At 70.1% G+C, this 15,406-nt stretch carries 13 protein-coding genes; 10 read left to right on the plus strand and 3 right to left on the minus strand.

What is annotated here, in order from left to right:
* The first annotated feature begins 230 nt into the window (after positions 1 to 230).
* Positions 231 to 1,745, plus strand: coding sequence for a trehalose-6-phosphate synthase (locus tag VF584_04585; GenBank protein ID HEX8209446.1), 1,515 nt, complete (start codon positions 231 to 233; stop codon positions 1,743 to 1,745).
* Here the strand turns inward: VF584_04585 and VF584_04590 are convergent.
* Complete coding sequence (locus tag VF584_04590; protein HEX8209447.1) at positions 1,707 to 1,922, minus strand: DUF3343 domain-containing protein; 216 nt, start codon at positions 1,920 to 1,922, stop codon at positions 1,707 to 1,709. The two genes, VF584_04585 and VF584_04590, sit on opposite strands and share 39 nt — an antisense overlap.
* A 74-nt stretch (positions 1,923 to 1,996) precedes the next feature.
* Between VF584_04590 and tyrS the strand changes: the two genes are divergently transcribed.
* From tyrS to VF584_04635, 9 genes are all read left to right on the plus strand, one after another.
* Complete coding sequence (gene tyrS, locus VF584_04595; GenBank protein ID HEX8209448.1) at positions 1,997 to 3,256, plus strand: tyrosine--tRNA ligase; 1,260 nt, start codon at positions 1,997 to 1,999, stop codon at positions 3,254 to 3,256.
* 358 nt (positions 3,257 to 3,614) lie between these two features.
* Positions 3,615 to 6,752, plus strand: a complete 3,138-nt coding sequence (locus VF584_04600) for a SusC/RagA family TonB-linked outer membrane protein (GenBank protein ID HEX8209449.1) — start codon at positions 3,615 to 3,617, stop codon at positions 6,750 to 6,752.
* 8 nt (positions 6,753 to 6,760) lie between these two features.
* Complete coding sequence (locus VF584_04605; protein HEX8209450.1) at positions 6,761 to 8,332, plus strand: hypothetical protein; 1,572 nt, start codon at positions 6,761 to 6,763, stop codon at positions 8,330 to 8,332.
* Between the two features lie 177 nt (positions 8,333 to 8,509).
* Positions 8,510 to 9,040 carry a 2-amino-4-hydroxy-6-hydroxymethyldihydropteridine diphosphokinase gene (gene folK, locus VF584_04610; protein ID HEX8209451.1) on the plus strand — a complete coding sequence of 177 codons (531 nt, stop codon included), beginning with the start codon at positions 8,510 to 8,512 and terminating at the stop codon, positions 9,038 to 9,040.
* Between the two features lie 88 nt (positions 9,041 to 9,128).
* On the plus strand, positions 9,129 to 9,713 hold the full coding sequence (locus VF584_04615) for a hypothetical protein (protein HEX8209452.1): 585 nt from the start codon (positions 9,129 to 9,131) through the stop codon (positions 9,711 to 9,713).
* A 119-nt stretch (positions 9,714 to 9,832) separates the two neighbouring features.
* Entirely contained in the window at positions 9,833 to 10,996 is a 1,164-nt protein-coding gene (locus tag VF584_04620; protein HEX8209453.1) for a YbdK family carboxylate-amine ligase, read from the plus strand.
* The gene (gene aroB / locus VF584_04625; GenBank protein HEX8209454.1) at positions 10,993 to 12,114 is read left to right on the plus strand and encodes a 3-dehydroquinate synthase; all 1,122 of its coding nucleotides are present in this window, start codon (positions 10,993 to 10,995) and stop codon (positions 12,112 to 12,114) included. Before VF584_04620 ends, aroB begins: the two co-directional genes overlap by 4 nt.
* 111 nt (positions 12,115 to 12,225) lie before the next feature.
* The gene (locus VF584_04630; protein HEX8209455.1) at positions 12,226 to 13,149 is read left to right on the plus strand and encodes an RluA family pseudouridine synthase; all 924 of its coding nucleotides are present in this window, start codon (positions 12,226 to 12,228) and stop codon (positions 13,147 to 13,149) included.
* Between the two features lie 180 nt (positions 13,150 to 13,329).
* The gene (locus VF584_04635; GenBank protein HEX8209456.1) at positions 13,330 to 14,055 is read left to right on the plus strand and encodes a TonB-dependent receptor; all 726 of its coding nucleotides are present in this window, start codon (positions 13,330 to 13,332) and stop codon (positions 14,053 to 14,055) included.
* Positions 14,056 to 14,203: 148 nt separating this feature from the next.
* Here the strand turns inward: VF584_04635 and VF584_04640 are convergent, their stop codons facing one another.
* Positions 14,204 to 14,755: a hypothetical protein gene (locus VF584_04640; GenBank protein HEX8209457.1), complete on the minus strand. Its 552-nt coding sequence runs from the start codon at positions 14,753 to 14,755 to the stop codon at positions 14,204 to 14,206.
* Between the two features lie 156 nt (positions 14,756 to 14,911).
* Positions 14,912 to 15,337, minus strand: coding sequence for a GNAT family N-acetyltransferase (locus VF584_04645; protein HEX8209458.1), 426 nt, complete (start codon positions 15,335 to 15,337; stop codon positions 14,912 to 14,914).
* Between the last annotated feature and the right edge of the window lie 69 nt (positions 15,338 to 15,406).

Genomic DNA, 15,406 nt, shown 5'->3' on the forward strand with positions numbered 1-15,406 from the left:
CCGACACCCGTAGGGGCAGACCCGCGTGTCTGCCCGCCCTTTCCCCCACCGCGACGCCCGCCCCTCCGCACCCGAACCGCGTAGGGGCCGCCCCGCGTGGCTGCCCGTGCCTGCCCCCGCGCCGCCCCACGCCCCACGCACGCAAAACATGCCTGTCCCCATTCCCCATTCCCTATTCCCCGCTGTTCCGCACTCCCCCCCTGGCACGCCCGTTGCCGCTCGCCCGGCCCATGTCCATCTCCCCCGAAGACCTGGGTCCCCTCTTCCGCAGCCTGTTCGGCGGGCGGCGGCTGGTGGTGGTGTCCAACCGCGAGCCGTACGAGCACAGGTGGTCGGAGGAGGTGGGGGAGGTGGAGGTGGGGCGGCCGGCCGGGGGGCTGACCTCGGCGCTCGACCCGCTGATGCAGGCGCTGGGAGGGACGTGGGTGGCGTGGGGGAGCGGCGAGGCGGACGCCCAGGCGGTGGACGCCGGCCAGCGTGTGCGCGTGCCCCCCGAAGACCCCGGGTACACCCTCCGCCGCATCTGGCTCACCCATCACGACGTCAACCGCTACTACCTGGGGTTCAGCAACCAGTTCTTGTGGCCCATCTGCCACCTGCGCCCCGACCTCACCCGCGTCCGCTCGCGCTACTGGGAGCGCTACCGCCGCGTGAACCGCCGCTTTGCAGAGGCGGTGCTGGAGGAGGTGAGTGGCAACGAGGCGGTGGTCTGGTTCCAGGACTACCATCTGGCGCTCGCCCCGCTCCTGGTGAGGGCGCGGCGGCCGGGGCTGGCGCTCGCCCACTTCTGGCACATCCCCTTTCCCCCGTACGACGTCTTCCGCCTGGCGCCGCAGGCCGGCTTCCTCCTGCGCGGGATGCTGGCCAACGACCTGATGGGTTTCCACCTGGCCGGCTTCGCGGACAACTTCCTGCGCTGCGCCGCGGAGCTGGCCGGCGCCACGGTGGACATGGAGGCGCGCACCGCAACCCTGGAAGGGCACACCTGCCACGTGGGCGCCTTTCCCATCTCCATCGACGTGGAGCAGTTCCGCGCGGCCGCCACCGCTCCCGGAGCGGAGGCGGCGATGGAGCGGCTGCGGGCCCGCTACGCGCCCGGCGGCGGCATGGTGGGGGTGGGGGTCGACCGGATGGACTACTCCAAGGGGATCCCCGAGAAGCTCAAGGCGCTGGAGCTCCTCTGGGACCGCTATCCCGAGCTGCGCGGGCGCTTCACCTTCGTGCAGGTGGCCGTCCCCTCGCGCAGCGACATCGCGGCGTACGACGAGCTGAGCCAGAAGGTGGACCAGCAGGTGTGGCGGATCAACGAGCGCTTCGGCACCGCGGAGTGGCGCCCCGTGCACCTCCTCAAGCAGTCGCTCCCGCCCGAGCGGCTGGCGGTGCTCTACCGGATGGCCGACGTGTGCATCGTCTCGTCGCTGCAGGACGGGATGAACCTGGTGGCCAAGGAGTTCGTCGCCAGCCAGACCGACACGCGCGGGGTGCTCATCCTCTCGCGCTTCGCCGGCGCGGCGGAGGAGATGGAGGGCGCCGTGCTAGTCAACCCGTACGACCCCGAGAGCTGCGCGCTCCAGATCCGCGACGCGCTCCTCCTTCCGCACGACGAGCGCGAGCGGGCGATGCGGCGGATGCAGGAGGGGATGGCCTCGATCTACGACTGGATGGAGTGGTACTTCACCGCCTGGAGCGCCCACGCGGGGGAGGCGTCAGCCGAAGAGGGCGAAGGGGACGCCCCCGGCGCGTAGCTCCTCCGCCAGCCGCGGCACGTCTTCCGGCAGGGTGGCCAGCGCCAGGCTGCAGCGCGCCTGCGCGGCCGGCGGCGCGGGAATCACCTCCACCGGTATCCCCGCCTCCCCGGCGACCTCCTCGGCCCAGAGGGCGTGATGCGTGGTGTGGAAGGTGAAGACGGATTCGTTCGCCATATGTTCCGTATGGGGTTGCGCGCGCAGACGGGCACCGGCTACACTGACGGGCTCCACCAAAACCGATCAACCGCGTGACCCACCCGGCACCCATGTCCAGCAACCGGTTCGCCCCGGCCAACGAGCAGATGGACGAGATCCGGCGCGACACGCTGGAGATCGTTCCCGAAGGCGAGCTGGCGCGCAAGGTGGAGCGCTCGGTGCGCGAGGGGAAGCCCATGGTGGTGAAGCAGGGCTTCGACCCCACCCGGCCGGACCTCCACATAGGGCACGCTGTCTCATTACGTAAGCTTAGAACGTTTCAAGAGTTAGGGCACGACGTGGTGTTCGTGATGGGCGACTACACCGCCCTGATCGGCGACCCCACGGGGCGCAACGACCAGCGCCCGCCCCTGACCGAGGAAGAGGTCCGCGAGAACGGCCTCACCTACGCCGAGCAGGTGCACCGCGTGCTGGACCCGCAGCGGACGCGAATCCAGTACAACTCGAGCTGGCTCCGCCCGCTGCAGCTCAAGGACCTGCTGGAGCTGACCGCCAAGTACACCGTGGCGAGGATGCTGGAGCGCGACGACTTCAGCAAGCGCTTCAACGAGGGGCGGCCCATCTCGGTGGTGGAGTTCATGTACCCGCTCATGCAGGGGTACGACTCGGTGGTGCTGAAGGCGGACGTGGAGCTGGGCGGGTCTGACCAGAAGTTCAACCTGCTGGTGGCGCGCGACCTCCAGGAGCGGTACGGCCAGGAAGCGCAGGTCTGCCTACTGATGCCGCTGCTGCGCGGGACCGACGGGGTCCACAAGATGTCGAAGAGCTACGACAATTACGTGGGGATCGCCGACGACCCGGACCAGCAGTACGGCCGCACCCTCTCCATTCCGGACGCGCTGCTGGAGGAGTGGTGGCGCCTGGCGGCCGGGCTCCCCTCCGCCGAGCTGGAACGGGCGCTGGCGGGGGTGAAGGAGAACCCGTACACCTCCAAGCGCGCCCTCGCTGCCCGGGTGGTGGAGCTGTACCACGGCGCCGAAGCGGGGCGCGCCGCTTCCGACCGGTTCGACCAGGTTTTCCGGCGGCGCGAAGTGCCCAACGACATCCCGCTGCACGTTGTGGCCGCTGACGAGCCCTCGCTCGCGGTGCAGGACGGCCAGGTCGCACTTTCGCGCCTCCTGGTGAGGGTGGGCCTCGCGTCGTCCAACGCGGACGCGCAGCGCCAGATCGAGCAGGGCGCGGTGCAGGTGGACGGGGAAAAGGTGGCCGCCCGCGATGCGCGGGTAGCAGCCGGGGGGGAGGTGGTGTTGCAGAAGGGGAAGCGCCATTTTGCGCGGGTGCGCTGGAGCTGACCGGCGTGATTGTGCGCAAGTCCAATAATCCGTTTACTTTGCGCGTTTGGGGCAAAACGTTTGTGTCGCATACTGCACGAGCGTCACGCAAATTGCATGTGGGCGATTGACGGAAATCTGATACGCCGCTAACGTAACAGTAATCTGGATCATACAAAGCTTGCAGGACTCCCGGCAGGAACTCTTTCACGCTCGGCCTTCGGTCATACGAACGTCCGCTCGAAAGAGGACCCCCCACCCGCCGGGAGGCAGGTCGCGGTTGCAGGTGCAGGGCATTTGCGGGTCCCGTTCCCGCGGGCGGGCCGCCCGGACACTTGGGTCAGGGTGGCCGCAGGAGAAAACGATCAGGAGGATACACATGGGTAAGCTTCGTACGCTTTGCGCGTCGCTGCTGCTCGCGCTGGTCTCCCTCCCCACCCTGGCGCAGGCCCAGGGACGTGGTGAGGTGACCGGGCAGGTGACGGCGGCGGAGAACGGCGCCGCGATCAGCGGTGCACAGGTTCGCATCGGCGGAACGGCGCGGCAGACGGTGACGGATGCCGCCGGCCGTTATCGTATCACCGCCGTGGAGCCCGGCTCGTACACGCTCAACGTGAGCGTCATCGGCCGCGCGGCCGGCAGCCGTGCGGTCACGGTGACCGCGGGCCAGACCACCACCCAGAACTTCTCGCTGGCGGCCTCGGCCGTGGCGCTCGAAGGCGTGGTGGTGAACGCGGTGACCGGCCAGGCCGAGCGCCGCCGCGAGGCCGGCACGAACATCACCAGCATCGGCGTGGCCGACCTCAACCGCGGCCCCATCACCACCGTTGCGCAGGTGCTCACCGGCCGTACCTCGGGCGTGACGCTCCAGGGCACCTCCGGCACCACCGGCACCTCGCAGCGCATCCGCATCCGCGGCGCCAACTCGCTGTCGCTCTCCAACGAGCCGCTGATCTACGTGGACGGCGTGCTCGCGACGAACGGGCGCGGCGGCATCGGCTTCGGCGGCCAGTCGCCCAGCCGCCTGAACGACCTCAACCCCGAGGACATCGAGAACGTCGAAGTCCTGAAGGGGCCCGCCGCATCGGCCCTGTACGGCACGGCGGCCGCCAACGGCGTGCTGCTGATCACCACCCGCCGCGGCCGCGCGGGCAAGACCACGTGGCGCGGCTACGTGGAGACCGGGCGCCTCAAGGACCCCACGGACTACCCGTTCTCGTACACGGCAGTGCAGTTTACCGCCGCGAACCCCAACGGGACTCTCCCGGTCTACAACGACACGACGGGCCGGCTCAACACGGTGGGCTACAGCTTCTGCGCCAACGAGTCGCGGGCGCGCGGGCTGTGCACCCAGAACCAGGCCTACCGGTTCAACCCGCTCATGGACCCGCGCACGCGGCCGTTCGAGACGGGCAACCGCCTCAAGACCGGCCTGAACCTGTCCGGCGGAACGCAGGCGGTCACGTACTACCTGTCCGTCGACCGTGACGAGGAGCAGGGCGTGATCAGCGCGAATACGCTCGGCCGCAACAACGTCCGCGCGAACCTCAACGCGCAGGTCCGTCCGGACCTGACGGTGCAGGTGAACGCCGGCTACATCCAGAGCCAGGCGGTGTTCAACCAGGGCGACAACTCGCTGTTCAGCCCGCTGATCGGCGGCCTGCTTGGGGCGGCGGTGTACACCCCCAGACTGCAGGACCAGGCGTTCGGCGGGCCGGGAACGCGCCCGGGGCAGCCGTTCAGCCTGAACACGGGTGACGTGACGCAGTTCACCACCGAGCAGGACCTGGACCGCTTCATCGTGGGCGCGAACGGCAACTACCGTCCGCTCTCGTGGCTGGCGATCAACGCCAACACGGGCCTCGACTTCTACACCCGCTACGACCACGAGGACTTCGGTCCGGACGCGACGTTCACCCCGATCAACGTGACGTATGGCCGTGGGTACCGGGCTTCGCAGCGCTACAACAACTACCAGTACACGGCCAACCTGACGGGCGTGGGCAACTTCGACCTGTCGTCGGCGCTGACCGCCACCACCACGGTGGGCACCAGCTTCCAGCAGCAGCGCTTCGAGGGCACCACCTGCTACGGCGAAGGGTCGCTGGCCGGCACGGCTTCGTGCAGCGCCACCACGCAGCTCTTCAGCGTGAGCGAGACGCTCACCAACGACAAGATCTTCGGTGCGTTCGCGCGCCAGGAGTTCGCGTTCCGCGACCGGCTGTTCATCGCCGCCAGCGTTCGCGGCGACCAGAACAGCGGGCTGATCAGCGACTTCATCCTCTACCCGGCGGCGAACATGTCGTGGGTGGTGAGCGAAGAGCCGTTCTTTCCGGAGCTGGGCTTCCTGAGCAACCTGCGCCTGCGCGCGGCGTACGGCGAGTCCGGCCTGCGCCCGTCGTTCGGCCAGGCGGAGACGTTCTTCGCCAGCTCGCCGGTGCAGATCGGCGGCGCGGACGTGCTCGCCGCCGTCATCAACCAGACGGGTAACGCCAACCTGCGGCCGGAGCGCACCCGGGAGTACGAGGCGGGCGCCGACCTCGGCTTCTTCGAGGACCGCCTTTCCGCGGACTTCACCTACTTCACGAAGCGTTCGACGGACGCGCTCGTGGCGCGCCCGCTGCCCACGTCGCTGGGTGTGGGCGCCAGCGTGTTCGAGAACCTGGGCAGCGTGCGCAACTGGGGCACCGAGCTCGGCCTGAACGCGCTGCTGCTGGACCGCGCGAACTCGCGCCTCAACATGCGCGTTTCGGCGACCACGCTGAACAACAAGATCGAGGATCTGGGCGAGAACATCGCCCCCATCCTGATCAACCGCGGCGAGCAGGCGCACCGCGAGGGCTTCGCGGTGGGCGGATTCTTCCAGATTCCGTACCGCTACGAGGACACCAACCGCGACGGCCGGATCTCGCGCACCGAGGTGTTCGTGGACACCGCGAACTTCAACGTGACGCAGCGCAACGACCTCACGGGCAAGCTGGACACGGTGGCGCTCCAGTACCTTGGGCCGCAGCTGCCGACCAACTCGCAGTCGCTTTCGGCGGACCTGACGCTGTTCAAGAACCTGACGATCTCGACGCTGTTCGAGCGCCGCGCCGGCCACAAGATCGTCAACTTCACCGAGTACTTCCGCTGTGCGTCGGGCACCCCGGCGCTGGGGACCTGCGCGGCCATCGCCGACACGATGGCGTCGCTGGACGACCAGGCCCGCTACGTGGCCGCGAACCTGATCTCGGCGTCGAGCCGCACGCGGGCCGGGTACGTGGAGGACGCGGACTTCGTGAAGTGGCGCGAGCTCTCGGTGCGCCTCGGCACGCCGGAGGCCCTCGGCCGCAACCTGCCGTTCCTCCGCGGCGCGAGCATTACGCTCTCCGGGCGTAACCTGCGGACCTGGACGGACTACACCGGGCTTGACCCAGAAGGCAACGAGACGGGCGGCAGCAACTTCACCCAGGGTGAGTTCAACACGCAGCCGCCGGTGCGCACGTTCAGCGCGCGCGTCGACCTCACCTTTTAAGGATGCCAATGCGAAACAACTTCAACTTCCGGAAGGGGCTTCGGCCCCTTCCCCGGCTCCTCGCGGTGGGCGCAGTCGCCCTTCCGCTGGCAGCCTGCGACATCGACGAGCTCCTGAATGCTCCTGACCCGGCGCGCGTGACGCCGGAGCAGGTGGACAACCCGCAGTCGGTGCAGTTCCTGGTGTCGGGCGCGCTCCGGGAGTTCTTCGTGGGGTACAGCGGTGCGGGCGGGGACGCGTTCCTGGCCTCCACCAGCAACCTGACGGACGAGCTTTACCACGGCGACACGTTCACCACCCGCCAGGCGGTGGACCAGCGCGAGATGCAGGCGCCGCTCGCCGGGAACACGTCCGACCCCGCTTACGTCTCGCTGCAGCGTGCCCGTGTGGCCGCGCGCCGCGCCGCCGCGACGGTGGCCCGGGTCTTCCCGGACAGCGCGAACTCCTTCGCCCGCATGCGGGCGGTCGAGGCGATGGCATACGTCACCCTCGCCGAGGGCTGGTGCGGCAACCTCCCGTTCGGCAACGTGCCGGAGACGGGGCCGCTGGATCCGACGACGCTGTCGACGGGTCCCGGCATCAGCACGGCGGCCACGTTCGACTCGGCGGTCGTGCGGTTCAACGAGGGGCTGGCGCGCAACCCGAACGACAACCTCGCGCGCATCGGCAAGGCGCGCGCGCTGCTCGGGCTGGGCGGAGACGCGAACATCGCCCTCGCCGCGGCGACGGTGGCGGCGGTGCCGGACAACTTCGTGTTCTTCATCGAGCACTCGTCCAACTCGGCGACGCAGCAGAATCCGATCGCCAACCTGCAGAATTTCGGCCGGTACGGCGTGTCGAACCTGGAAGGAGCGGACTCGAGCGGCGTTGCGATCGCGCCCCACAACTATTTCCTGCGGGTGCACAACCCGCCCACCACCACCCCCGCCAACCGGGACTCGGCGACCGCGCGGGTGACGGCTCCGAACGCGGAAGGGCTGAACTTCCGCGGGGCGATGGACCCCCGCGTGTACTGGGCGTACAGTGGTGGTTCGTTCACCGCTTCGATTCCGAAGCACCTCGACCTGAGGTATGCGCAGTTCCCCGACGACGTGCCGGTGGCGTCGGGCGTGGAAGCTCGCCTGATCCAGGCCGAGGCGGCGCTTCGCACGGGCAACGTGGCGGGATACCTGACGTTCATGAACAACCTGCGTCTGAACGCGCTTGCCCGCATCGAGCTGCTGTACCCGTCCACGAAGGCCAACGTGTCGGATTCTCGGCGCCAGTTCTTCGCCTCCACGCTCCCGCCGCTGACGGATCCGGGCGCGGGGGCGGCCACGCCGGCCGCGGCTCGCGACGCCCGTCTGCGTCTGCTGTTCCGCGAGCGTGCCTTCTGGATGTTCAACACCGGTCACCGCCAGGGCGACCTGCGCCGGATGATCCGCGACTACGGGTACACGCACACCCAGGTGTTCCCGTCCGGTCCGTACTACCGGGTTGCGGGCACCTTCTACGGCGACGACGTTGCCTTCCCGCTCCCGCAGCGTGAAGAGAACAACCCGGAGTACGTACCGTCCGCGTGCATCGTGGAACAGGCGTAAGCTCGCCCGGGTCGTGATGTAACGAGGAGAAGGGGAGGGCGCCGAAGGCCGGCGCCCTCCCTTTCTTTTCGTCGTGGGGCGCGGCCCTCTTTGCACGGGCCCCGGAAGGATGTATCGTGAAGCAGGAGTGTGGGGCCGCGGCCCTGGCGCCGTCCACCTGGGAGCCGGGGAAGCGTGATGGCCGCCGATGTCGCCGCGCGAGCGATCGTGGGGCTCGGCGCAAACCTGGGGGACGCTCCGGGGCAGCTGCGCGCGGCGTTGCGCAGCCTGGCACGGTACGGGCGGGTCGTCCGGCTCTCTTCGCTCTACCGCACCGAGCCGGTGGGCGGACCGCCGCAGCCCGACTTCTCCAACGCCGTCTGCGTGGTGGAGGCCGCCGGCACCGCGCACGAGCTGCTCCGGCGGCTGCAGGGGGTGGAGCTGGAGCTGGGCCGCGTGCGCGCCGAGCGGTACGGGCCAAGGACGATCGACCTCGACCTGCTCGACTTCGCGGGCGAGGTGCGGAACGATCGCGAACTGGTGCTGCCACACCCCGAGCTCGAGCGGCGTGCCTTCGTGCTGGTGCCGCTGGCCGAAGCGGCCCCGGAGTGGCGCCACCCGGTGCTCCACCGCACCGCGCTCGAGCTCCTCGCCGCCCTCCCCGAGGCGCATCGCGTACGCCGGATCGGTCCGCTCCTCCCTGGCGGCCCGGGTGTACCGGACGGCTGAGCAATCGCGGCACGCCCGGCGCGCCGCCGCACCCGTCCATCCGCCGGATGGACCCGCAGTGATCCCCTCATACCCTGATGGAGGCCGAATGCGATTTTTCGCCCTTTTCCTTGCCGTGACCACCGCCGCCGCCTGCGCGAGCACCGGCGATCCCGGGACCAGCACCTCCGTCGATCGGCGGACCACCAACGTCAGCTACGGGACCGGGATGGGGGAGACCTCGATCAACCTGGAGACCTCCAACACCATCCAGAAGCGGAGCACCCAGATCGCCGTGCCCGCGAAGACGCTGTGGGGGGTGCTTCCGGGCGCGTACCAGGACCTGGCGCTGGACCTGGCGGTGTACGACAGCACGCTGATGGTGATCGGCAACCCGGGGCTGCAGGTGAACCGCGGGCGGCTGGGGGAGACCCGCGTTTCCCGCTACCTCAACTGCGGCACGGACCCCATGGGCTCGGCGCTGGCCGACCGCTACAACGTGCGGATCTCGGTGGTCTCGCGGGTGCGCGATGCGGGGGCCGCCGGCTCGGTTCTCGAGACCGAGGTCTCCGGCGACGCGGCCCAGCGCGCCGTCTCGTCGGTCACGGTGAGCTGCGCCAGCACCGGCGTCCTGGAGGAAGCGGTCGCCAACGCGGCCCGGATGCGCGTGGCTGGAGCGACCCCCCGCAGCTGACGTGCTGCGGCGCGAAGGTTGCGCGGTGAGGTACCGGTAAGGGGTGCGCGGCGGGTGGCTCGGCCACGCGCCCCGCGCCCTCCTGGTCGGCATCGCGAACTCTCTGAAAGGCTTTCCGTTTGCTCCACCGCACCGCATCCGCAGAAGAGCTGACCGTAGGAGTGGAGGAGGAGTACCAGCTCGTCGATCCGGACTCGGGGGAGCTGCGGGGGCGTGCCCGCTACGTCATCGCCGCGGACTGGACGGACGACGTCAAGCCGGAGATGCAGGAGCACACGGTGGAGGTGGAGACCCGGGTGTGCGAGGGCACCAGCTGCGTGCGCGAGGACCTGGCCCGGCTCCGCTTTCAGGCAGCCGTGGCCGCGGAGGCGGCGGGGGTGAGGATCGCGGCGGCGGGGGTGCACCCCTTCAGCCCGGCGACGGGGTACGAGTTCACCGCCGCGACCGTGTACCAGGAGATCCGCTCGGAGTACCGGGCGCTGGCCGAGACGCAGGCGATCTTTGGGATGCACGTGCACGTGGGGGTGCCGCCCGAGGTGGACCGGGTGCGGGTGGCCAACGTGGCGCGCCTCTACCTTCCCTGCCTGCTGGCGCTGACGGCCAGCTCGCCCTTCCACGACGGGCACGATACGGGTTACGCCTCGTTCCGCGCGCTGATCTGGCGGCGCTGGCCCCGCTCGGGCCCGCCCCCGCGGCTGGAGGGGCGCGAGGAGATGGAGCTGCTCCTGCGCTGGCTTACGGAGACGGCCTGCATCGACGCTCCCGGCCGGCTGTACTGGGACCTGCGCCCGCACCACAGGTACCCGACCGTCGAGTTCCGCGTGACGGACGTGACGCCGCGGCTGGACGACGCGGTGGCCGCCGCCGCGCTGGCACGCGCCATCGTGGCCGCGGTGGTGGATGGCACGCTGGTGGAGCCTACGCTCTCGCCGCCGGTGGTGCAGGCGCTGCTGGGGGAGAACTCGTGGCGTGCCTCGCGCGACGGCACGAACGCCGAGCTCGTGGACCTGTGGTCGCGGGCGCCGCGGGCGGAGAGTGCCCGCGCGGCGATCGAGCGCCTGGTGGACCGCGTGTGGGGCCATGCCGAGCGCCTGGGCGACGCGGCGGAGCTGGAGCGCATCGCCGCCCTGCTGGACCGGGGCTCCGCCGCGCACACCATGCGCCGGATCGCCGGGGAGAACGGGGGCGACCTCAAGGAACTGGTCCGGTGGATCGCGGACGAAACGGTGCTGGGGGTGGGGCTGGACCGCCGTACCCTGCAGCGAGCGGAGAATACCGGATGAGCATCAAGCAGAGAATCGCCGTTTCTTCCTCGGACGGCTCCGCGCCGGGCTACGAGGTCCTGGTGGGGCCGGGGATCTTTGGCTCCATCGGCACCATCCTCTCCAGGTTCTGCCCCGCGCAGCGCTACGCGGTGGTGACCGACGACCGGGTGGCGGAGCTGTACGCCGTGCGCCTTTCGCGGATGCTGCACGCCGCCGGCTACCGGGCGGACGTCTTCGCCTTCACCGCGGGCGAGGCGCGCAAGACGCGCGAAACGTGGGCGCTGGTGTGCGACGCCATGATGGAGGCCGGGCTGGGGCGCGACACGGCGGTGGTGGCCTTCGGCGGCGGGGTGCCGGGCGACCTGGGCGGCTTCGTGGCGGCCACCTACATGCGCGGCCTCCCCCTGGTGCAGCTCCCCACCTCGCTGCTGGCGATGATCGACTCGTCGGTCGGGGGCAAGACGGGGGTGGACACGCCGGCGGGGAAGAACATGGTGGGTGCCTTCCACCAGCCGCGTTGCGTGGTGATCGACCCGGACCTGCTGCGCACCCTCCCCCCCGAGCACCTGCGCGCGGGGATGGCCGAGGCGGTGAAGCACGGCGCCATCGCGGACCCGGAGTACCTGGACTGGATCGAGCAGTCCGCGCACCGGCTGCTGGCGGGGGACCCGGAGGCGCTCTGCCGGATGATCGTGCGCTCGGTGGAGATCAAGGCCGAGATCGTGAAGCGCGACGTGCGCGAGGCGGGGCCCCGCAAGCTCCTCAACTTCGGCCACACGCTGGGGCACGCCGTGGAGTCGCTCTCCGGCTACACGCTGCTGCACGGCGAGGCGGTGGCGATCGGGATGGTGGAGGAGGCGCGGCTGGGCGAGCGCATCGGGGTGACGGCGGCTGGGACCGCGGCGCGTCTGCGGCGCGTCCTCACCAAACTCGGGCTCCCCGCATCGCTCCCGCTGGAGTACGCCGCGGCGGACGTGATCGGCTGGACGCGCGGCGACAAGAAGTCGCGCGACGGGCGTGTGGAGTACGCGCTGATCGAGGGCGTGGGCACCCCCGCAGTGCGCGACGGCCGCTGGGGCGCCCCCGTGGCCGACGAGACCGTCGCCGCCGTGCTCGCCGGGGCCGGCCGCTCTTGAACCGCGATTTCACACGGAGACGCAGAGGAAACGGAGAGGACACGGAGAAAACAACTCTTTCTTCTCTGTTCTTGTTGTCGACTCTGTGGCTCTGTGTGAGGCTTGCAGTACATGAGTGAAGAACGAAAGTCGGCGCCGCCGCGCAGATGGGCGCAGCACACGGTGCGCGAAGAGGAGGCGGGGCGCACCGTGCAGGAGATCCTGACGGGGACGTTGGGGATCTCGCGGCGGATGATCCAGCGGCTGACCCGGGCCAAGGGGGTCCTGGTGAACCGCAAGCCCGCGTACCTGGCACGCGAGGTGCGCGCCGGTGACGTGGTGGCGGCGAAGCTGGGGGAGCGCGAAGGCGCGGGTGTGGATGCGGTGGAGATGGAGCTGGACGTGGTGCACGAGGACCGCGACGTGCTGGTGCTCAACAAGCCGCCCTTTCTCCTGGTGCACCCCACCTCGCCCGAGCACACGCGCACGCTTTCGCACGGCATCGCGCACCACTTCCTGACGCAGGAGATCGACGCGCGCGTGCGGCCGGTGCACCGCATCGACCGCGACACGTCGGGGCTCCTGCTGGTGGCGAAGAGCGCCTTCGCGCACCAGCACCTGGACCGGCAGTTGCGCGAGCGCACCCTGCGGCGCGAATATCTGGCGGTGGTGCGCGGAAGGGTGGCGGAGGAGGAGGGGACGATCGAGGCGCCGATCGGGCGCCACCCGCGCAACTCCAGCCTGCGCGCGGTGCGGCCCGGCGGCGAGGCGGCGCGGACGCGCTTCCGGGTGCGCGAGCGGTTCTCCGATGCGTCGCTGCTGGAGCTGGAGCTGGACACGGGGCGCACGCACCAGATCCGCGTGCACGTGGCGCACCTGGGCCACCCCGTGATCGGTGACCGAGCGTATGGCGGGGCCGCCCCGGCGCTGATCCGGCGGCAGGCACTGCATGCATGGCGGCTCACCTGCGTCCACCCCGCCACCGGGGAGGCGCTGGCGTTTGAGGCCCCGCTCCCGCAGGACATGGCCTCTCTGCTGGAACGCCTGCGCGGGTGAACGGCGCGCCCGCGCTCCCCGCGGGCCGTCGCGAGGAGGTGCCATGACGCCAGAGCTCGTTCGCTGTCCGACGTTCCCACGCCGTACCGGCGCGCCTTCCGGATCCGGGCCGCCCGATCTCCGCTGTGCCCGCCTCCAGGAGGCCCCATGTTTCGGAAAGGGTTCCCGTTACTCGCCCTCATGCTGCTGACGGTTCCCGCCTCTCTCCATGCGCAGAGCGTGAGCGGACGCGTGGTGGACCGCGCGACGGACCGGCCGATCCCGGCCACCTCGGTGGTCGCCGTCTCCGGGTCCGGCAGGGTGATCGGCCAGGTGCTGGCGGACTCGGCGGGGCGCTTCACCGTCGCGCTGCGCGGGGCGGGGAGGTACCGCCTGCGCGCGGATCGGATCGGGTACCAGCCGGTGACCAGCGCCGAGTTCGACGTGAGCTCCGCCGAGGTGCTCGCGGTGGACCTGCACCTCTCCGCCGGGGCGGTGGAGCTGGAGCCCCTCACCATCACCAGCCGCGCCGAGCCGCCGCACGTGCCGGGTCTGGAGCGGGCGGGCTTCTACCAGCGCGAGCGCACCTCCCCCGGCGTCTTCATGCGCCGCGAAGAGGTCATCCGCAAGGGCGGCTCCCACATGTCCGAGCTGCTGACACGTGTGCCGGGGGTGCGCAGGGTGGTGGCGGGGGGAAGGGCAGGGGTGACGCTCGGGCGGCAGGGACCGGGCGGCCGCTCCTGCTCCCCCGCCGTCTTCCTGGACGGGCAGCCCGTGGCCCGCCCCGAGGGAATCGACGAGATCATCTCGGTCTCTGCCGTGGAGGCGGTGGAGGTGTACCGCGGTCCCAGCCAGACTCCGGCGCGCTTCGCCGGCCCCGAGGTCGGCTGCGGCGTCATCGTGATCTGGACGCAGCAGCAGGTGTGAACCCGGGCAACTCACGGGCGGGGAGAATCGAAGGCGGGGCTCACACCGAGGAAGTGGAGAGAGCGAACAAGTCCTCTCCGTGTCCCGATGTGAGCCCCGCCTTGCTACGTCCGATCCCTCACGTCACCGTGGGGCGAGCTTGCTCAGCTCAACTGCACATGAAGAAGGCCTCGACGTACGTATTCCCCCCCACCTGCATCACGAGCGGTCCGGGCCCCATGATCCAACCGTTGCTCGTGTTCCACCGGGTGACCGTGCAGCCGGGGTTCACGTAAGGGGTGAGAGTCACCGTGGTGCCGGCGGGCAGCTGGGTGACGAGCATCTCGGTGGTCAGGTCGCCGCTGACGTAACCGAGCCAGCTCGAAGCACCGTTGTAATCGGCGGAGATGCTGACGTCGCCACCGTTGTACGGTTCGGCAGACCAGTCATTGAGGGTCGCGGTTCCGCACTTCTTTACGATCTGCGCGGCGGAGCCGGGGTTGTTGGCGTCGTAGTGCCAGAAATCCACGGAGCAGGTCTCCGGCGACCCGGTGATGATCCAGAACTGCCCCTTAGGTCCGGTGGTGTTCGCGCGCGCGGTGAACTCGTACGTCGGCGTGGTGTTCCGCGCCGGTGCTTCGGGCGCGAGCGGCGACGCGCCGTCGCCACATGCGGAGAGGAGGAGTGCGACGAGCGGAATGGCTGCCAGGCTGCGGTTCATACGTCCTCGTGTGTGGGTAAGCGGGGTGCCCGCGGCGGCATGTGTGCCGTCGCTGGACACCGAAAAGATACCGAAGAAAAGGTGATCACGCAATGTGCGGCGCTAAAGGTGTACACTGTAGACGTTGGCGGATGATCTGCCGACCCGCCAACCTACTCAGCGACCGAGCGGCTTCCAGAGGAAGTGGCGCGCGTGGCCGGCCGGGTAGTCGTCGAGCCGCCCGAACTCCTGGAAGCCGAGGCGGCGGTAGAACCCGGGTGCCTGGAAGCTGAAGGTGTCGAGCCAGATGGCGTGGCAGCCGCGCGACCGTGCCTCGTCCTCGGCCTCGCGCAGCAGGCACTCGCCGTAGCCGCCGCCGCGATGCTCCTCCGCCACCCACAGGTAGCGCACGAAGAGCCAGCCGAGGTACACGTCCCCCGCCAGCCCGCCCCGCACCTCGCCTTCGTCGTCGCGCAGCAGTACGTGGAGCGGCGAATATCCGGGATCGCCCACCCGCGCTTCGTTGTGCGCCCGCAGCCCCTCGAACACCGTGTTGAGCTCGGCTTCGCTGGCGGTCCCGCGTGAGATGGTGAGGTTGGGCATGGGGATGGTGGCTGGTTCCTGGGGGGCTCAGAAGGCCCGGGCGAGTGAACTCGCTGCAACAACAGCACA

Origin of the sequence: Longimicrobium sp. (genome assembly GCA_036389135.1) — a bacterium.
Taxonomy (GTDB): Bacteria; Gemmatimonadota; Gemmatimonadetes; order Longimicrobiales; family Longimicrobiaceae; genus Longimicrobium.